This is a genomic window from Parageobacillus sp. NEAU-HV-2 (assembly GCF_059115485.1).
The window spans coordinates 123,098-142,486 of record NZ_JBXUJJ010000002.1 but is presented as its reverse complement, the minus strand read 5'-3'; the positions used below and the strand labels follow the sequence as shown (position 1 = coordinate 142,486).

Annotated in this window: 18 protein-coding genes; 4 read left to right on the top strand and 14 right to left on the bottom strand. The window is 45.8% G+C overall.

Features of this window, described 5'->3' with window-relative positions; genetic code table 11:
- Positions 1–36: 36 nt before the first annotated feature.
- From mdh to AC1WMD_RS04195, 4 genes are all read right to left on the bottom strand, one after another.
- Complete coding sequence (gene mdh / locus AC1WMD_RS04210) at positions 37–975, bottom strand: malate dehydrogenase (RefSeq protein ID WP_043905734.1); 939 nt, start codon at positions 973–975, stop codon at positions 37–39.
- A gap of 24 nt (positions 976–999) precedes the next feature.
- The gene (gene icd / locus AC1WMD_RS04205; RefSeq protein ID WP_494256057.1) at positions 1,000–2,271 is read right to left on the bottom strand and encodes an NADP-dependent isocitrate dehydrogenase; all 1,272 of its coding nucleotides are present in this window, start codon (positions 2,269–2,271) and stop codon (positions 1,000–1,002) included.
- A gap of 77 nt (positions 2,272–2,348) precedes the next feature.
- A complete protein-coding gene (gene citZ, locus AC1WMD_RS04200) occupies positions 2,349–3,467 on the bottom strand; it encodes a citrate synthase (RefSeq protein ID WP_043905736.1) in 1,119 nt (372 codons plus the stop codon).
- Positions 3,468–3,735: 268 nt separating this feature from the next.
- Positions 3,736–4,191, bottom strand: coding sequence for a DUF441 domain-containing protein (locus tag AC1WMD_RS04195; RefSeq protein WP_043905737.1), 456 nt, complete (start codon positions 4,189–4,191; stop codon positions 3,736–3,738).
- A 115-nt stretch (positions 4,192–4,306) separates the two neighbouring features.
- On the opposite strand from AC1WMD_RS04195, the gene ytvI reads away from it, so the two are divergent.
- Positions 4,307–5,425, top strand: a complete 1,119-nt coding sequence (gene ytvI / locus AC1WMD_RS04190; protein ID WP_494256056.1) for a sporulation integral membrane protein YtvI — start codon at positions 4,307–4,309, stop codon at positions 5,423–5,425.
- 61 nt (positions 5,426–5,486) lie between these two features.
- Here the strand turns inward: ytvI and AC1WMD_RS04185 are convergent, their stop codons facing one another.
- The 7 genes from AC1WMD_RS04185 to dnaE all read right to left on the bottom strand — a co-directional run bounded on the left by AC1WMD_RS04185 (position 5,487) and on the right by dnaE (position 14,815).
- Positions 5,487–5,876, bottom strand: coding sequence for an FxsA family protein (locus AC1WMD_RS04185; protein ID WP_494256054.1), 390 nt, complete (start codon positions 5,874–5,876; stop codon positions 5,487–5,489).
- 68 nt (positions 5,877–5,944) lie between these two features.
- Positions 5,945–7,708 (bottom strand): pyruvate kinase, encoded by a 1,764-nt coding sequence (gene pyk, locus AC1WMD_RS04180; protein WP_494256292.1) that lies wholly within the window; start codon positions 7,706–7,708, stop codon positions 5,945–5,947.
- Positions 7,709–7,735: 27 nt separating this feature from the next.
- Positions 7,736–8,695, bottom strand: a complete 960-nt coding sequence (gene pfkA / locus AC1WMD_RS04175) for a 6-phosphofructokinase (RefSeq protein ID WP_494256052.1) — start codon at positions 8,693–8,695, stop codon at positions 7,736–7,738.
- 167 nt (positions 8,696–8,862) lie between these two features.
- On the bottom strand, positions 8,863–9,840 hold the full coding sequence (accA, locus tag AC1WMD_RS04170; protein WP_043905742.1) for an acetyl-CoA carboxylase carboxyl transferase subunit alpha: 978 nt from the start codon (positions 9,838–9,840) through the stop codon (positions 8,863–8,865).
- Positions 9,825–10,697, bottom strand: a complete 873-nt coding sequence (gene accD / locus AC1WMD_RS04165) for an acetyl-CoA carboxylase, carboxyltransferase subunit beta (RefSeq protein WP_043905743.1) — start codon at positions 10,695–10,697, stop codon at positions 9,825–9,827. The genes accA and accD overlap by 16 nt, the downstream gene beginning before the upstream one ends.
- 76 nt (positions 10,698–10,773) lie before the next feature.
- Positions 10,774–11,421 (bottom strand): FadR/GntR family transcriptional regulator, encoded by a 648-nt coding sequence (locus AC1WMD_RS04160; protein WP_494256050.1) that lies wholly within the window; start codon positions 11,419–11,421, stop codon positions 10,774–10,776.
- 85 nt (positions 11,422–11,506) lie between these two features.
- The gene (dnaE, locus tag AC1WMD_RS04155; protein WP_494256049.1) at positions 11,507–14,815 is read right to left on the bottom strand and encodes a DNA polymerase III subunit alpha; all 3,309 of its coding nucleotides are present in this window, start codon (positions 14,813–14,815) and stop codon (positions 11,507–11,509) included.
- 107 nt (positions 14,816–14,922) lie between these two features.
- Between dnaE and ytrH the strand changes: the two genes are divergently transcribed.
- Positions 14,923–15,264: a sporulation membrane protein YtrH gene (gene ytrH, locus AC1WMD_RS04150; protein ID WP_017437259.1), complete on the top strand. Its 342-nt coding sequence runs from the start codon at positions 14,923–14,925 to the stop codon at positions 15,262–15,264.
- Positions 15,261–15,770 carry a sporulation membrane protein YtrI gene (gene ytrI, locus AC1WMD_RS04145; RefSeq protein ID WP_043905746.1) on the top strand — a complete coding sequence of 170 codons (510 nt, stop codon included), beginning with the start codon at positions 15,261–15,263 and terminating at the stop codon, positions 15,768–15,770. The genes ytrH and ytrI overlap by 4 nt, the downstream gene beginning before the upstream one ends.
- A gap of 47 nt (positions 15,771–15,817) precedes the next feature.
- Here ytrI and AC1WMD_RS04140 read toward each other — a convergent pair whose 3' ends face one another.
- Positions 15,818–16,762 carry a DHH family phosphoesterase gene (locus AC1WMD_RS04140; protein WP_043905747.1) on the bottom strand — a complete coding sequence of 315 codons (945 nt, stop codon included), beginning with the start codon at positions 16,760–16,762 and terminating at the stop codon, positions 15,818–15,820.
- Positions 16,763–16,881: 119 nt separating this feature from the next.
- On the opposite strand from AC1WMD_RS04140, the gene AC1WMD_RS04135 reads away from it, so the two are divergent.
- The gene (locus tag AC1WMD_RS04135) at positions 16,882–17,193 is read left to right on the top strand and encodes a YtpI family protein (protein WP_043905748.1); all 312 of its coding nucleotides are present in this window, start codon (positions 16,882–16,884) and stop codon (positions 17,191–17,193) included.
- Positions 17,194–17,215: 22 nt separating this feature from the next.
- On the opposite strand, the gene AC1WMD_RS04130 is transcribed toward AC1WMD_RS04135, so the two are convergent.
- The gene (locus AC1WMD_RS04130; RefSeq protein ID WP_494256047.1) at positions 17,216–18,529 is read right to left on the bottom strand and encodes a DRTGG domain-containing protein; all 1,314 of its coding nucleotides are present in this window, start codon (positions 18,527–18,529) and stop codon (positions 17,216–17,218) included.
- Positions 18,530–18,652: 123 nt separating this feature from the next.
- Positions 18,653–19,333, bottom strand: a complete 681-nt coding sequence (locus AC1WMD_RS04125; protein ID WP_043905750.1) for a metal-dependent hydrolase — start codon at positions 19,331–19,333, stop codon at positions 18,653–18,655.
- Positions 19,334–19,389 lie beyond the last annotated feature (56 nt).

Here is a 19,389-nt window from a genome sequence, read left to right as displayed (position 1 = left end):
CGGGATGACTCCCGAATTTTTGTCCTTGCCGCTATTTTATTCTAATACGCTCATGACGTTTTTCACGGATTCTACCGATTTGGCAAGCGCTGCTTTTTCTTCTTCCGTCAGTTCTAGTTCAATCACTTTTTCGATGCCATTGCCGCCTAAAATCGTCGGTACCCCTAAATAAATGCCTTCGTAGCCGTATTCGCCTTCGAGGTAAGCGATCGCTGGAAGGATGCGGCGTTGGTCTTTAATAATCGCTTCCACCATTTCGGCAAGTGAAGCAGCCGGTGCATAATAAGCGCTGCCGTTGCCAAGCAAGTTCACGATTTCGCCGCCGCCTTTGCGGGTGCGTTCGACAATCGCATCAAGGCGGTCCTTCGAAATTAATTTTTCAAGCGGAATGCCGCCGGCATATGAATAACGAACAAGCGGCACCATATCGTCACCATGTCCGCCCAACACAAAGCCGGTGACATCTTTTACAGAAATGTTTAATTCTTGTGCGACAAACGTGCGGAAGCGGGCGGTATCTAATACTCCGGATTGACCAATGACACGGTTTTTCGGGAATCCGGATTCTTTAAATACCGTGTAAGTCATCGCATCAACAGGGTTCGTTAAAACGATAATGTAGCAGTTTGGCGAATATTTCACGATTTCTTTTGTTACTTGTTTCATAATTTTTTGGTTTGTGGTGACAAGGTCGTCGCGGCTCATACCTGGTTTACGGGCAATGCCTGCCGTAATAATTACCACATCGGAATCAGCCGTGTCTTCATAGTTGGAAGTGCCGATAATGTTGGCGTCAAACCCTAACACCGGGCTTGATTCGAGCATATCGAGCGCTTTTCCTTTTGTTGGATTTTCCAGTTGTGGAATATCAACAAGAACGATATCTCCTAATTCTTTTTGGGCTAAAATAAATGCAGTGGTTGCTCCTGTAAATCCTGCACCGATGATGGAGATTTTTTTGCGTTTCATTGTCATGCTCCCTCATCCTCTCTCTTATATTTATTCCATATTGCGAATGAGAGCATCAGCAAACTCAGAACATTTCACTTCTGTAGCGTCATCCATGAGACGAGCAAAATCGTAGGTGACGATTTTGGCCGCGATCGTTTTTTCCATCGCTTTAATAATCAATTTGGCTGCTTCATTCCAGCCGAGATGTTCAAACATCATCACGCCGGATAAAATGACCGACGACGGGTTCACTTTATCCAAACCGGCATATTTTGGAGCGGTTCCGTGCGTCGCTTCAAAAATGGCATGCCCTGTTTCGTAGTTAATGTTTGCCCCTGGTGCGATGCCGATGCCGCCGACTTGTGCCGCGAGCGCGTCGGAAATGTAGTCGCCGTTTAAGTTCATTGTCGCAACAACGTCAAATTCGCGTGGACGCGTCAAAATTTGTTGCAAGAAAATATCGGCAATGACATCTTTAATAATAATTTTTCCAGATTCTTCCGCATCAGAAAGCGCCTTGTTTGCTGCTTCTTTTCCTTCCGTTTCGACGATGCGGTCATATTGCGCCCATGTAAATACTTTGTCGGCAAATTCTTCTTCCGCTAATTCATAGCCCCAGTTTTTAAACGCGCCTTCAGTAAATTTCATAATGTTTCCTTTATGGACAAGCGTCACCGATTTCCGGCCATGTTCAATCGCATAATTGATCGCGGCACGCACTAATCGTTTTGTTCCTTGTTCGGAAATTGGCTTAATGCCGATGCCTGATGTTTCTGGGAAGCGAATTTTGCGGACACCCATTTCATTTTGCAAGAAATCAATCACTTTTTTCACTTCCGGCGTTCCTTTAGCATATTCGATCCCTGCGTAAATATCTTCGGTGTTTTCACGGAAAATCACCATGTCCGTATCTTCCGGACGTTTGACCGGAGAAGGTACGCCTTTAAAATAACGGACAGGGCGCAAACACACAAATAAATCCAACTCCTGACGAAGCGCCACATTTAAAGAGCGAATTCCTCCGCCGACAGGAGTTGTTAACGGACCCTTAATCGCAATTATGTATTCGCGAATCGTATCGAGCGTTTCTTGCGGAAGCCACTCTCCGGTCAGCTTATACGCTTTTTCACCGGCAAGCACTTCCTTCCAAACAATTTTTTTCTCGCCTTTATACGCTTTCTCCACCGCGGCTTCTAACACGCGCGATGCCGCTGCCCAAATGTCCGGACCTGTCCCATCCCCTTCAATAAACGGAATAATTGGGTTGTTTGGAACATTCAACACACCATTCGTTACGGTAATTTTTTCCCCTTGCGTCACAATCAAAACCCCCAACTATAGTTTTTTATGAAAAAGGTGAGAAAGGCAACTTGTTTCTCACCTTATTACCAACATCATTAACCGCGTTGTCCAATCGGCACATATGCCCGTTTTGCCGGACCGGTATACTCTGCCCGTGGGCGAATGAGACGGTTATTATCGTATTGTTCTAAAATATGTGCGAGCCATCCCGACATACGGCTTACCGCAAAAATCGGCGTAAATAAGTCATGATCAATACCTAAGCAATGATAAACCGATGCCGAATAGAAGTCAACGTTTGGCGGCAGCGATTTCTCGGAAGTAACAATGTCTTCGATTTTTGTCGACATTTCATACCAATGCGGTTCGCCAACGAGTTTCGTTAGTTTTTCCGACATTTTCTTCAAATGCTTCGCACGCGGATCGCCTTTACGGTAAACGCGATGGCCAAAGCCCATGATTTTCTCTTTATTTTCTAGTTTTTTGCGAACGTACGGTTCGACATTCTCCACTGTTCCGATTTCTGTTAGCATTTTCATCACCGCTTCGTTTGCCCCGCCATGAAGCGGCCCTTTGAGCGCGCCGATCGCTGCTGTGATGCCAGAGTAGATGTCAGATAATGTTGCCACACAAACGCGCGCTGTAAAAGTGGAGGCGTTTAATTCATGATCTGCATGCAACACAAGCGCTTTATTAAACGCTTCAACCGCAATTTCATTTGGCTCTTTCCCCGTTAACATGTACAGAAAATTGGCCGCAAATCCTAAATCTTTTCTTGGTTCGACAGGTTCCAGTCCTTTGCGGACGCGGGCAAACGCTGTTACAATGGTAGGAACTTTCGCTTGCAGACGAATCGCTTTACGATAATTTGCTTCTTTTGTCATCACATCGGCTTCCTCATCGTAAAGTCCCAACATCGAAATTGCCGTCCGCAATGCTGCCATCGGATGGACTTTATCGATTGGATACATTTTAAAATGTTCAATAATCTCTTTTGGAATGGCCGCATTTTCGGCTAACTGTTGTTTTAGTTCTTCCAACTGTTCTTTTGTTGGAAGTTCACGATGCCAAAGCAAATAAACTACTTCTTCAAAAGAAGCATTTTCCGCCAAATCATCGATATTGTAGCCTACATAGGTTAAGGTGTCATCAATAATCGAGCTAATGCTTGATGTAGTGGCGACAACCCCTTCCAGCCCGCGTGTAACTGTCATCGCAATCTCCCCTTTTCTTTAAAATGATTCCCCTTCTTCGCGGTATGCGGTAAGAGAGTGAGCGCTTGCTCGAAATCAAGACAAAAAATGAAACCGAAAGTGCTTACATTTTATTATATTATGTACTGCCACCTCTTTGCTAGAATAGAAGGTGACAATAGACAGTAAAGAGCTTATGTTTATATTATAAACAATTATCTGACTTTTGTCATCTACCAACGACGAAAGCCGCGAGATCCCTCGCATCGATCTTTATCCGATCGTTCCTTTAAAAATATTTTATCATTTTCATAATCGCGTAAGCAATTCCGGCGCCGATAAGCGGGCCGACGGCAACACCGTGAAAGAGCGATACAGCAATAACCGTTCCTAATACAAGCGCGGCAGTCATATGGGGATCGGTCGATAATAGCGTAACCCCGCCTTTCGCAATTAAAGCGACAAAAATTCCCGATAAAAGCGCAATCCAAGCCGATAATGACTGCAAAGAAGAAGTGAGTTGCTTAAAGCCGATCTCCCCTGTGGCAATCGGAGCCAACACGGCAATGGTAATGATGGTTATCCCCCAATTGATCCCTTTGGCGTGAATTGCAGGAAGCCATTTTTCTTCCAGCCCAATCATTTTAATAATAAGCAGTACCGCCACCGCAATCATTAACGATTGATTTTTCGCAATAAAACCGATAAACAATAAAATAAGCAAAAACAATACTGGCTCACTCATCATTATTCTTCCTTTCTTATTCATTTCGCACTTTCCAACATGAAACCTTGCCCTTTGCTTATACGTAAGCAAACATGTAATATATAAATATGGAAAAATTTATGGAGGTGAAACATTGTCCCGTCATCATATATACAGCTTTCTTCGCTTTTTGTTTGTCATCGCCGTCGTCATTCTCGGAGCGATTGCTCTTTATTATGTATCCACCGTTACATATCCGTTTATCATCGCGTTTTTTATTGCTTTTTTGATTAACCCGCTTGTCGACTTTCTAGAAAGAAAGGCCAAGATGCCAAGATGGCTGGCGGTAATTGTGACATTGGTCGTATTGTTCGCGGTCGTGGTCGGTTTGGTGACGCTGCTGATTGCTGAAATCGTTTCGGGAACGCAATACTTAGCCAATATCGTGCCGGAAAAATTTCAAGCATTAGTGTCTTATATCGAAATGTTTTTTGCCCAACAAATTATTCCTCTTTATCAAGATTTGGCGGTCTTATTTAAAAATTTGGACGCTGATCAGCAGGATACGATTATGAATAATATTCAAGCCGTCGGCACACAAATCGCCACCACCGTCGGGCAGTTTATTCAGCACGTGCTGCAAAACATCCCACTGCTGCTCGCCTGGCTTCCAAACGCAGCTACCGTTTTTATTTTTTCACTGCTGGCTACGTTTTTTATCAGCAAAGATTGGCACCGGCTCACAGACATCGCCCAAACGATTTTGCCAGCAAAAGCGCACAAAAGCGGAAAAACGGTATTTCGCGATTTAAAGAAGGCCTTATTCGGCTTTATTAAAGCGCAAGCGACACTAATTTCCATCACAACGGTTATCGTTTTAATCGGCCTGCTTATTCTTCGCGTCGATTATGCGATTACGATCGCCCTTATTATCGGGATTGTCGATGTTTTACCATATTTAGGAACGGGTATTGTCTTCGTTCCGTGGATTATTTATACGGCCGCAAGCGGCAATATTCCGTTTGCCATCGGTCTAGGTGTGCTTTATATCGTCGTTCTTGTCCAGCGACAAATTATGGAGCCTAAAGTACTTTCGTCATCGATCGGCCTTGATCCGCTCGCTACATTAGTAGCATTATTTGTCGGGTTTAAATTAATTGGTTTTCTCGGATTAATCGCAGGACCGGTCGTGCTTGTCATCATCCGGACGCTGCACAGCGCCAACGTATTTCGCGATATTTGGAATTTTATTATCGGAAAATCTACGCCATAACCGCCAAAAAATGAACGCGAAAGAGAAAGAGCCTTTCGAATATAGTGGAAAGGCTCTTTTCTTATCGATACAAATAGAAAAACATTTTCGTGTGAAAAAACGATTTCAGCCAACGTGCGATATACGGTTTAATCAGCGCACGCGTAAAAGGAAGAAGAAGAAACACTCCAAGTATATCGGTAAAAAAGCCTGGCGTTAACAGGAGCACTCCGCCAATGAGCACACAAACTCCATCAAGAATCGCGCCGCTCGGAAGGCTTCCGTATGACATCTCCTGTCTTGCTTTTTCGACTACTGCCAGTCCCTGTTGTTTCACAAGCCATATTCCTATCATTCCCGTTAGCATAATGAAAGCAAGCGTAGCCCATACCCCGATTAATTTGCCGGAAAGAATAAACAGAGCGATCTCCAAGGCCGGAATCACGATAAATATCCCAACGATCCATTTCATGCTTTTCCGTCTTCCTTTCGAAAGAAAAAATAAAAACAGAGAAATAATTTCTCTGTTTTTATTATACCTCATAGCACGCTCGCATGTCCTTGATAAACCGCACCGAATCCGGCATCGACCGTAATTTCCTGCCCATCTTTTAAAATCGATGTCGCATTTTCCACACCGACAATGACCGGAATGCCAAGGCTTAGACCAACGACGGCGGCATGGCTCGTTAATCCGCCTTCCTCGGTAATGATGGCCACCGCTTTTTCTAGCGCTGCCATCATGTCTGCATCGGTACTGTTCGTTACTAAAATTCCGCCTTCTACCATTTTTTGGATCGCTTCTTCCGCCGTTTTCGCAATTACCGCTTTTCCGAAAGCCGATTTGCGGCCAATGCCTTGCCCTTTTGCAATAATGTCGCCGATCACATGCACTTTCATCAAATTCGTCGACCCCGTTTCTCCAACTGGAACTCCAGCGGTGATGACGACTAAATCACCGTGTTTGACTACTCCTGATTTTATCGCAGCATCGACGGCAATATCAAGCATTTCATCCGTTGTGTTCGCTTGTGGTGCCACTTGCGAATATACTCCCCAGACGAGCGCTAATTTGCGTGATACGGATTCACTGGCAGTAACAGCGACAATCGGGGCTTTCGGCCGATATTTCGATACCATATGCGCCGTTCTTCCGCTGACCGTTGGCGTGACAATCGCCGCCACGTCTAAGTTTAGCGCCGTATGCGCCACCGATTGCCCAATCGCATCGGTAATCGTCGTCGCGCTTTCTTTTGTCCGCTGCCCTAATATGTCGTGGTATTGCAGCGCTTGTTCGGTGCGCAGCGCAATTTGATGCATCGTTTTTACCGCTTCGACTGGGTAATGCCCTGCCGCCGTTTCCCCAGATAGCATCACCGCATCGGTGCCGTCAAAAATCGCATTGGCGACATCGCTTGCTTCTGCTCTCGTAGGTCTCGGGTTGCGCTGCATCGAATCGAGCATTTGTGTCGCCGTAATAACCGGTTTGCCGAGCATGTTGCATTTTTTAATGAGCACTTTTTGAATCAATGGTACTTCTTCTGCCGGGATTTCGACGCCAAGGTCGCCGCGCGCCACCATCAGACCATCGACGACTTCCAAAATTTCATCAATATTATCTACGCCTTCTTGATTTTCGATTTTGGCGATAATTTGAATATGTAGCGCGTCATTTGCTTCGAGCACCTCGCGAATTTCCAATACGTCGGAAGCTCTCCGCACGAAGGAAGCGGCGATAAAATCAATTCCCTGTTCAATGCCGAATAAAATGTCTTGGCGGTCTTTGTCTGTAATCCCTGGCAGGTTGACGCGAACTCCAGGTACATTAACCCCTTTTTTATTTTTTAAGACACCTTCATTGAGCACTCTCGTGACAATTTCGCGCGCTTGTTTGTCAATAGAAACAACTTCCAAGCCAATTAACCCGTCATCTAAAAGAATTTTGGAGCCGGGGACGACATCGTCAATAAGCCCTTCATAGGTCACCGAAATTTTCTCCGGGGTTCCGAGAACTTCCTTCATCGAAACAACAAGCTGCGATCCTTCTTTTAATTCAATGGCGCCATTTTCCATGTCATGCGTGCGGATTTCCGGACCTTTCGTATCTAGCAAAATCGCCACCGTTTTTCCCGTTCGCTTCGCCGCTTCACGAATGTTTTGAATGCGCCGCCCATGTTCAATATGGTCGCCGTGCGAAAAATTTAAACGCGCGACATTCATTCCCGCTTCGATCAGCTGCACGAGCTTGTCTACACTCTCACTGGCAGGACCGATCGTACAGACGATTTTCGTTTTCCGCATCATCATTTCTTCTTCCTTTCCACTGGGCAATTAAATGGATAGCTCTTTTGACAACAAATACATTCCTTGATCCACGGTATGCTTGTTTGCCAATGCTTCGACAATATCATGATCGACAAGCTGATTGTTTTGAATGCCGACGCAGCGGCCGCCTTTTCCTTCTAGCAATAGTTCGACAGCCCGGGCCCCTAAACGGCTGGCGAGCACACGGTCAAACGCGGTTGGAGAACCGCCGCGCTGCACATGCCCTAACACCGTAACGCGCGTCTCAAATCCCGTTGCTTCTTGAATTTTTTTGCCGAACTCGACGCCGCTTCCAACCCCTTCGGCAACGATAATAATGCTATGTTTTTTGCCGCGGTCATGTCCGCGCTTCAGCCGCGCAATAATATCGTCCATGTCATAGTCCGCTTCCGGAATCAAGATCGTTTCCGCTCCTCCGGCAAGCCCGGACCATAACGCAATATCCCCAGCATGGCGTCCCATTACCTCAATCACATATGTCCGCTCGTGCGATGTTGCGGTGTCGCGGATTTTGTCAATGGCGTCAATGACCGTGTTTAATGCCGTATCAAATCCAATTGTAAAATCTGTTCCAGGAATGTCATTATCGATCGTTCCCGGCACTCCGATGCAAGGAAATCCGTGCTCCGTTAATTTTTTTGCGCCTTGATAGGAACCGTCGCCGCCGATGACGACCAGCCCCTCAATCCCGTGCTTTTTCAATTGCTCAATTCCTTTTCGCTGGCCTTCTTCTGTTTTAAATTCCGGACAGCGCGCCGTATATAGCATTGTGCCTCCACGATGGATAATATCGCCGACATCACCTACTTCTAATTTTTTAATTTTCCCAGCGATCAAGCCAGCATACCCATGATAAATTCCATATACTTCTACACCATGGTAAATCGCTTTGCGGACAACGGCGCGAATGGCCGCATTCATGCCCGGCGAATCTCCTCCGCTTGTTAGCACACCGATACGTTTCATGTTGTCACCTCGTTTATTCATTATTGACAAACGTCTGACCTCATACCTCTAACATTCTATAAAATAACATGAAGGGGAAAAGAACACAATAGACAAGCTGTTAAATATTTGTTAACGCTGCATACAATATTAACAAAGCTGTCCCGTAAACGGAGACAGCTATGTTTTTATCTTACCCGAAGGTCATCGCTGGAAAACGTAAATTTCCCGATTTGTTTAAACTTTTCATATCGCTGCTGGACTAATGTTTCGCCATCCAACTTTAGGAGCTGCTGCAGCGAACGTTTCAACACCTTATCGATTTCTGCAGCCTGTTGATCGACATCGCGATGGGCGCCGCCGCGAACCTCCGGAATAATTTCATCAATCACCCCAAGCTCTTTTAGGTCGTGCGCGGTAATTTTCATCGTTTCCGCTGCGCGCTGAGCCAGCGCCGCATCTTTCCATAAAATCGCAGCGGCTCCTTCCGGGGAAATGACAGAGTACGTCGAGTTTTCAAGCATATGAATATGATTGCCAACCCCCAATGCCAACGCACCGCCGCTTCCTCCTTCGCCGATTACAATGCAAACAATCGGCACGGTAAGCCCTGCCATTTCAAATAAATTTCTAGCAATCGCCTCACTTTGGCCGCGCTCTTCCGCTGCTTTTCCCGGATAGGCTCCTTTTGTATCAATAAAACAAATGATTGGACGCTGGAATTTTTCCGCCTGTTTCATAAGGCGCAACGCTTTTCGATATCCTTCTGGATGCGGCATGCCGAAATTGCGGCGAATGTTTTCTTTCGTATCTTTTCCGCGCTGATGGCCAATCACCGTCACAGGCAAGCCATCGTATTTGGCAATTCCGCCGACAATCGCCTCATCATCGCCGAAACAGCGGTCCCCATGGCATTCTAAAAAATGCGTAAACAGCCGCGCGATGTAATCAAGCGTTGTCGGGCGCTGGGGATGACGGGCGATTTGCACGCGATCCCAAGGTGTTAAGTTCGAATATACATCGTTTTCCAATTTGGCAAGACGCGCTTCCAATTTTTCAATTTCCGCTGAAAGGTCGACCTCAGCGGTTTTCATAAACTCTTTTAACTCGCTGATTTTTTGACGTAATGCAATGAGCGGCTTTTCAAACTCTAACTCTGCCACCATCCGTGTCCCCCTCCTCCTTGATGAATGTCGAGCACGGTCGTTAATGTATCCTTTAAATCATGACGATGAATGACCGCATCAAGCTGTCCGTGTTTTAATAAAAACTCTGCTGTTTGAAAGTCTTCCGGAAGCTCTTCCCGTACCGTTTGCTCAATCACGCGGCGGCCGGCAAAGCCAATGAGCGCTCCCGGTTCGGCAAAATTATAATCCCCAAGCGAAGCAAAACTTGCGGACACCCCTCCGGTAGTCGGATGTGTCATCACCGAAATAATAAGGCCGCCCTCATCACTAAATAATTTTAATGCAGCGCTCGTTTTTGCCATCTGCATTAAACTTAATACCCCTTCCTGCATGCGCGCGCCGCCGGAAGCGGTAAAAATAAGAAACGGGACATGCAGTTCTCTCGCTTTTTCAATGGCCCTTGTAATTTTTTCCCCAACGACAGAGCCCATGCTCCCCATCCGGAATGCCGAATCCATTACGGCGATCACCAGCGGATATCCATTTAACGTCCCTTCGCCGGTGACAACCGCTTCATTTAAGTTCGATTTACGGCGATCTTCTTCGAGCTTTTCCATATATCCTGGGAACTGCAACGGATTGACGGAAATCATATCGGCGTCGTATTCGCGAAAGCTGCCTTCATCTAACAAACTGTCAATTCGCTCCCGCGACGGCATCGTATGGTGATAGCCGCAGCTCATGCAGACGCGCAAATTTTTCACCAGCTCTTTCGTATACATAATTTTTTTGCACTTTGGACATTTTGTCATAATTCCTTCTGGAACTTCGTATCTCACTTGCTCGGAAGGAATCGTCGCATATTTTTTCTTTTTTGTAAACAAGTCTTTCCACATGAGGTGTTCCCTCCTTCACTTTTTAGCTCTATCTACTACTGTATCGAAAACGCACCATGTTTTTTGTAAAACGATGTCATTTCTCTTTCGACAAAGGAGGCTGCGCATATGCTTTCCATATTTCCGTCACAACAGCCGTATCCCGCTTTGCCAATGCTTCTAGCATCTGTTCATAAAATACATCCGGCAATGAAACGATGCCGCCGATCGTAGCGGAAAAGTTGTGTAGCACCCGCCAAATTCGCTCTAGCAAATAGTTGTGCGCCGCCATCGTTACCCATTGAAAAAAAAGCTCATAATTCACCGATTTTTGTCGAACGTTTTTTTCCAGCCACGCCAAATCTTCTTCTTGCCACCGTTGGCAAGCAAGCTGCAAGCACAGCTGTTCTACTAGCCATTTTGTTTCTGCCAAATCTTCTTTGGCTCGTTGATCCTGTAAAATAAACATGCCAAGCAAGTTAATAAGCTGGTGTTTGCCTACATCTTTAATATAAGTTCCTTCACCGCGCCGCGTTTCAATTAAGCCAAGAAATTCAAGCGCCCTTAGCGCCTCGCGCACCGAAGAGCGTCCGACTTGCAGACGCTCTGATAATTCGCGTTCAGAAGGAAGTTTATCGCCGGCGACCAGTCCGTCTTCACGGATGATCCGGCGGATTTGTTCGAGCGTTTCGATGTATACTTTTGCGTCTTTTACTGGTGATCCCTCCCTAGCATACCATTGCAACTATACTTTCCTCCTATTTCCATTACTGGTCTGACCACCTAATGTCTATACGATATAATAAAATTGCAAAATAGTAAAGAAATAATTATTTTACTACAATATACTCATCGCCAAGGAGCGCTCTTAACGCCGCTATACATTCATCGGTTGCGGCAGCATTGTATTCTTCCGCCAATTTGACCATCTTTTGTTCTTGTTCATAATAAAGAAAAACAGGAGTATTTCCATGATATTTTTGCAACAACTCTTTTAGTACAAACAATTTCCCAGCGGTAATATGTTCTGGACGAATTTTTATATAAAGTGCTTTCGTATCAAAAGGAAGTACTTGGCGAATCACCAGCTGTGGCTTTCCGGCGCGGATATCTATTTTTCCTTCCAACAGCTGTATATTTCCTTTCTCCAATGCTGCGGAATAACGGGAATATACACTAGGAAACGCTACCGCATCCATTTTCCCGCTCTCATCGCTAATGGTGAAAAAGGCCATCTCCTCTCCTTTTTTTGTCCGCGTTTTTCTTTTTTCCGCAATATATACGCCTACTTTAATCAAAGAATCCGTCGCGCCGTTGCATACGCTGAAAATGGATTTGGCGCCAGCCAAGCGAAACGCCTTTTGATAGGCCGATGCCGGATGCGGCGAAACGTACACACTGAGCAGTTCTTTTTCATACTTTAGCTTCTCTTCCAACGACAGGGGAGAAGCTTCCACATATTTTGGCTTTAAGGACAAATCGGCAAACAAATCTTCTTTCACATACGGACCGACAAGCTGGGCGTGCTCTAACGCGACATCCACGCTTGCCAATAATGAGGCTCTTTCCACTCCGAACTCATCAAAACAGCCTGACAAAATAAGCGACTCGATCGTTTTTCGATTGATGCCTTTTCCGAATAGACGCACAGAAAAATCAAAAAAGTCGGCAAACGGCTCTTTTTGCCGCTCTTGAACAATCGCCTTTACCGCGACTGCCCCGACATGCTTAATGGCGGCTAAGCTGTAACGAATTTTTTTCTGTTCTACGGAAAAGGCATAACGGCTTTGATTAATCGAAGGTGGCAGCAATTCAATCTGTTTTTGCCTTGCTTCGTAAATATACGAAGATATTTTCTCCTCATCACCGATGACGCTCGTCAACAGAGCGGCATAAAAACAAAGCGGATAGTGGGCTTTTAAATAGGCAAGCTGGTAGGAAAGCAAGGCATAGCTGACCGCATGGCTGCGGTTAAACCCGTAATTGGCAAAACGGACAATCATATCATAAAGTTCATGGGCAAATGTTTCCTCATAGCCGTTCTTGAGGCATCCTTGCACGAACTCATGGCGCTGCTCATCAAGAAGCTCTTTTTTCTTTTTGGCGACGGCGCGGCGCAGCAAATCCGCCTTTCCTAATGAAAAGCCGGCAATGTTGGCGGCGATTTGCATAATTTGCTCTTGGTAAATGAGAACGCCGTATGTAGGCGCCAAAATGGGTTCCAAATCAGGATGGAGATAGGAAACGAGTTCTTTGCCGTGCTTTCTTTTTATATACACAGGAATGTAGCTCATCGGACCAGGGCGGTAGAGCGCGTTGACAGCGACAATATCTTCAAATTGCGACGGTTTCAGCTGCTTTAATACGTGCTTCATCCCGTCAGACTCCAATTGGAAAATGCCGTTCGTATCTCCGTTGCTTAATAATTCGTATGTTTTCCGGTCGTCTAATGGAAGCGAGCGGATGTCGAGCGTTTTTCCGGTTTGCTGCTTGACAAGGCGGCATATGTGCTCTAGCAATGTCAACGTGCGCAAACCGAGAAAATCCATTTTCAGCAGGCCGAGCCGCTCCAATACGTCCATCGGATATTGTGTCAAATGCCATTCGCCATGACCTTGCTGCAGCGGAACCATTTCCGCCAGCGGCACGCTGCTAATAATGACGCCGGCCGCATGGGTAGATGTATGACGCGGCAGCCCTTCTATTTTCATCGCCGTCGCCACCCACTTTTGGAATAAAGAAGAAGCTTGCACCGCTTGGCGAAGGGCAGGAGACTGCTCACATGCTTCTTGAATCGTTACTCCTGGCTTATTTGGAATAGATTTGACGATACGTTCTATTTCTTTTATATTGATCCCCATCGCTTTGCCTGCGTCGCGAAGAGCCGCTTTAGCGCCGAACGTGCCGAAAGTGATGATTTGTGCAACATGCTGTTGCCCGTATTTAGCAGCGACATATTCGATCACTTCTTCGCGGCGGTCATCAGGAAAATCAATGTCAATATCGGGCAGCGACACCCGTTCCGGGTTTAAAAACCGCTCAAAAAGAAGACCGTACTGGATCGGATCAACATCGGTAATATAAAGGGTATATGCCACAAGCGACCCGGCCGCCGATCCTCTGCCCGGTCCTGTCATCATCCCTTTTTTGCGCGCGAAATTCATTAAATCCCACACGATCAAAAAATAGTCGCTGAAATGCATTTGCTCGATCACGTTCAATTCATACTCAAGCCGTTCCCTGTAAACAGCGGAAGGGGACGAAACCCGTTCATTTAGCCCTTTTAGGCAAAGCCGGCGCAAATAGCTGCCTGCGCTTTCCTTTTCCGGAACCGGGTATTTCGGCAGCTTTAATGTCTCAAACTCAAGATGAAGCTGGCATTGCTCAGCAATTCTCCTGCTGTTTTCTACCGCTTCCGGCAGATCGGAAAAACGTCTTTCCATTTCCTGGGGCGATGTGAAATATCGTTCCCCAATAACGTTTTTTTCTTCTTTCATTTCCGTTCCGTGTTTAATCGCCAGTAAACAGCGCTGTACAAACACATCTTCTTTTTCGATATATTGGACATCGTTCGTTGCCACAAGCGGGGTATTGGTTTCTTCCCCTAAACGGATTAGCTCCGCTTCATACGGTTCGCGCTCCTGTTCCCCGCGCTGCACTGAAAGATAAACATCCGCCCCAAATATTTGCTTATACCGCTCTAACACCAATTTTGCTTTTTCGATTTCCCCATGGGCAAGCAATGTTTCTACCTGCCCTTTTTTTCCCGGAGTTAGGGCGATCAGTCCATCGCGGTAGCGCCATAGCCACTTTTCCGGAATGCCTTCGCTTGCAGCCGTCTGAATTACGCTGCTTATTTTCATTAAATGGCGATACCCCGTTTCGTTTTTCGCCAACAAAACGAGCGGATATGCTTCTTCTCCCTCCAGCACGATGTCTGTGATCATCCCGATAATCGGCTGAATGCCGAAGCGTTTGCATTCGATATAAAAAGGAATCGCGCCATACAATACATTTTCATCCGTCAGCGCGAGAGAAGTAAATTGCAACTCTTTCGCCTTTTCGACGAGATCGCTGATTTTCGTCGGACTCCTCAGCAAACTGTAACAGCTGCGGACTTGAAGGTGGACAAACGACAACGTTACACCCCCTTTTTTCTTCATTATAGAAGACAAAACTTTCTCTTGGCAAAACATACTCGTTCCTACTCGTCCATATACATAGTAAAGGAAAGGGTGGGAGGAGCATGAACGAAAAAATCGCATTTTTACCTGCTTTTATTCAAAGTTATTTTATCGCAGCCGGCGTGCTGTTAGGCGGAGCGATGATCGGGGCGCTTGGCGCGTTTTTAAGCGGAGAGCAGCCGCTTACGGCCATGTATCGCTTTGCTGGTGATTTGCGGATTTGGGCTGTTGTCGCTGCCATCGGTGGAACGTTTGATACGTTTTATATGGTGGAGCGAGGATTCTTCTTTGGGGAAACGCGCGACATTGTGAGACAGTTTCTTCTTATTCTCTCAGCGATGGGAGGAGCGCAAACGGGAGTTACCATCATTACTTGGCTGACACAGGAGCATATTTCTTCATGAGAATTCCGCCTCATTACCGCTATCCAACATGGCAGCGTTTTTTTGCCGGCGTTGCGATCGGAGCGCTCATCAGCTGGTTTGTTTTTTTACATTTATTCGGCGTCTTGCAGGAAAAACAGGTTCGAAAAATCATCGAACTTCAAGACAAAATTGCCGATTTGGAAGACGAAATCCGCATTTGGCAAGAAGACTACGTTAAAACCAATAAAATAAACAAAAAAAAATTAATGGTGCAAGAAATTTCTGTCCACCTCGTCAACGCGGAGCAATATAAACTCGACTCTTATACGACATTTCGCATTGAAGAAAGCGTAAAGGAAGATATTTCCCACCTAAAGGCAAAAGATATCGAAACCGTTTATAACAGCCGGGAGTTGCTAAAGCGGGCTATTGAAAACAAAACATACACCATTAATGAGCAACCGTATAAGCTGGAAATTCATCAGCTGTTTGTCTTCACTACCTTATCGATTGAACTAAAATTAAAGCCGCTGCCTTCCTCATAAAGAGAAAATGTCCCGGATCTTGCTATACCGGGACATTCTTTATTTTATTAGGAAAGACACGCTGCTTTCAAATCTTCAATGACGCGGTCCGCATCTTCCCAAGAATAAATCGAAGCCCCTGCCGCAAGCGGATGGCCGCCGCCGCGGTATTTTTTCGCCACTTCATTGACAATCGGACCTTTGGAACGAAGGCGGACGCGAATTTCCTTTTCTTCCTCAATAAAAAATACCCACGCAACAATTCCTTCGATATTGCCAAGGAGGCCCACGAGCTGCGAAGCCTCAGAGGCAGTAACGCCATATTGTTCGAGCAGGGTTTTTGGCATTTTTACCGCCGCCACCCCTTCTTCTGATACGGTAAAGTTTTGCAGCACGTATCCGCTTAGATGCGCTACATTCAACTTCGTACGATATAATCCGTCATATAGCTCCGTCAAAGAGAACCCATATTGAATGAGTTCGCTTGCGTAACGGAACGTTTTTTCGCTTGTGCGTGGAAAAAGAAACCGCCCAGTATCGCCGACAATTCCTGCATAAATCAAGCGCGCCGCTTCTTTTGTCATCACCAGTCCTTCTTCTTTACCTGCCAAATAAAACTCATAAATCATTTCACTCGTGGAACTGGCGTTTGTATCGACCCATACTATATCTCCATAAGGATCCTCGTTCGGATGATGGTCAATTTTAATCAGTTTTTGGCCAAGGCGGTAACGTTCATCACAAATTCGCTCCTGATTCGCCGTGTCGCAAACGATCACAAGCGCATTCCGATAAACAGCGTCATCGATGATATCCATCCGCCGTAAAAATCGCAATGACTCTTCATCCTGCCCAACCGTATACACCGTTTTTTCCGGAAACGACGCTTGTAAAATCTCCGCTAATCCCCCTTGTGACCCATACGCATCAGGGTCTGGGCGCACGTGGCGGTGAATGATAATCGTATCAAACTGTTGTATCGCTTTTAAAATTTCCAAACATTTTTCTTTCATCTTTCTTCCCCTTTTGCGTCTATATTTTCCATTATACGTAAACGAACAAGATCCTTGCTAGAATTCTGGCTCATTTCTATGTACAATAAGATAGAAAAACATCATGGAGGGTTCAATGTATGCCAACACTTGTAATTTTCATTATATTTTCCTTTTCATTTTACGTCTATTATAAAATCAAATATTTTCGTTCCCGCCGCCCGCTCGAACGGCGCTGGCTTTCCGCCAAATCGAGCATTGCGCTCGGGCTGTTTGTCTTTCTGTTTGGCCTAAATCAGTTTTTTCTTTATTCTTCTACTGTCACCTATATTGTCGGGAGCGTTTTCTTGCTGATTGGCGCCGGAAGCGCGTGGGCGGGCTACCGCGCCTACAAATATTATTTGCCGCTCGTCATTGAAGAAGCAAAACAAACAGCAAAAAACGGGGCGTAACCCGCGTCCCGTTTTTTTTTAGCTAACGATCCATGAGCTGGCACATCATCATCGCCTTGCCGACGACCGCGCCTTCGTTATATACTTCTACATCCACTTTCCCGAACTTCCGTCCAATTTCCAGTAATTTCGCTTTTGCTTCAACCGTGCTGTCAATTTGCACTGGTTTAATAAAATAAATGGTAATATTTTCAACGACCAAATCCCCGCGTTTATACGAACGAAGCGCGCGTGTAGCCGCTTCGGTGACAATCGTCGTAAATACACCATACGACAGCGTTCCTAAATGATTTGTCATTTGCGGCGTAATCGTGCAGCGAAACACTTCTTCTTTTCCATTGCTATCCACTTCCTGGAACTGACTTGTAATAATATCATCGATCGTTTCGCCGACTTGCGGCTGGCGTTGAACCATTTGCAGCGCTTTTAAAACGTCCTGACGGCTAATAATTCCTTGCAGCCGGTTATGTTCGTCCACGACCGGCAGCAGTTCAATGCCTTCCCACACCATGATATGGGAGGCGAAAGCGACCGATGTCTTTCCTTTTACGGTAATCGGCTGCTTTGTCATCGCCTTTTCAATTGGCAATTGCCGGTCAAAATCAAGCACGTCTTTTGCCGTTACAATCCCTTGCACTTTTAGCTGCTCATCGACAACCGGAAAACGGCTATGCCGCGTTTCGCGATTTAACGCATACCACCGCTCAATCGGGTCCGTTGTATATAAATAGACGGTTTTTTCGAGCGGAATTAAGATGTCTTCGACAAGAACGATTTCCTTTTTAATTAACTGGTCATAAATCGCGCGGTTGATCATCGTCGCGACGGTAAACGTATCATAGCTGGTCGAAATGATCGGAAGCTGCAATTCATCCGCTAATTTTTTTACCTGGTCTTCCGTATCAAATCCGCCGGTAATTAACACGGCTGCCCCGGCTTCGAGCGCAAGTTCGTGCGCTTTCATGCGGTTTCCGACAATCAATAAGTCGCCTGCCCCAATATAGCGCATCATCGCCTCTAACTGCATGGCGCCAATTACAAAGCGGTTCAGCGTTTTATGCAAGCCTTCGCGCCCGCCGAGCACTTGTCCATCTACAATGTTTACAACTTCCGCATATGTCAGTTTTTCAATATTTTCTTTCCGCTTCTTCTCAATGCGAATCGTGCCGACGCGTTCAATCGTGCTGACATAGCCTTTGTTTTCCGCATCTTTAATGGCCCGATACGCAGTGCCTTCGCTGACGCCCATTTCTTTGGCAATTTGCCGCACGGAAATTTTTTCGCCGATCGGCAAACTATTAATGTATTGCAAAATTTGTTCATGTTTCGTCGCCAAGTTTCTTCACCCTTTACCGATATCTTACTTTCATTATACGGGCGAAACAAATTCAATTCAATGAAGCGGCCTAGCACGTTTGTTCTCAAAAAAAGCGCCTCATATTGAGACGCTTTTTTCATTTTATAGTTCAATACTTTCTCCAGGTTTTAAGGCGCGGCCGACCCCGTCAGGAAGCAACGCGACAAATTTTTCAGGGTCTTGGACAATCGGCGGGAATGTATTATAATGAATCGGCACTACCGTTTTCGCACGCAGCCACTCAGCGGCAAGGGCGGCATCTTCCGGTCCCATCGTAAAACTGTCCCCAATCGGCAAAAACGCCACATCAATTTGATTGCGTTCACCGATAAGCTTCATATCGGAGAACAATCCGGTATCCCCGGCATGGTAAATCGTTTTTCCTTCAGCCGTAAATAAAATTCCTGTCGGCATCCCTAAGTAAATAATTTGATTGTCTTCCGTGACATAACCGGAGCTGTGGAACGCCTGCGTCAATTTCACTTTTCCGAAATCAAATTCATGCGCACCGCCGATGTTCATGCCGTAAGTATTAACTCCCTGCCATCCTAAATATGTAGCCAGCTCAAAGGTGGCGACAACGAGCGCATTGTTTTTCTTCGCCAATTGCACCGTATCCCCAACATGGTCGCTATGGCCGTGGGTAAGCAAGATGGCATCTGCTTTTACTTCTTCTAGTTTTAAATCGGTGGTGCTGTTTCCAGTAATAAACGGATCAATCAAAACCGTTTTCCCGTTTGTTTCAATTTTTACGACAGAATGGCCGTGGTAAGTGATTTTCACGATAATCCTCCCCTTTCATCATATTATTTCGCGCTGTTTTTTCGTTTCCCTGCTGC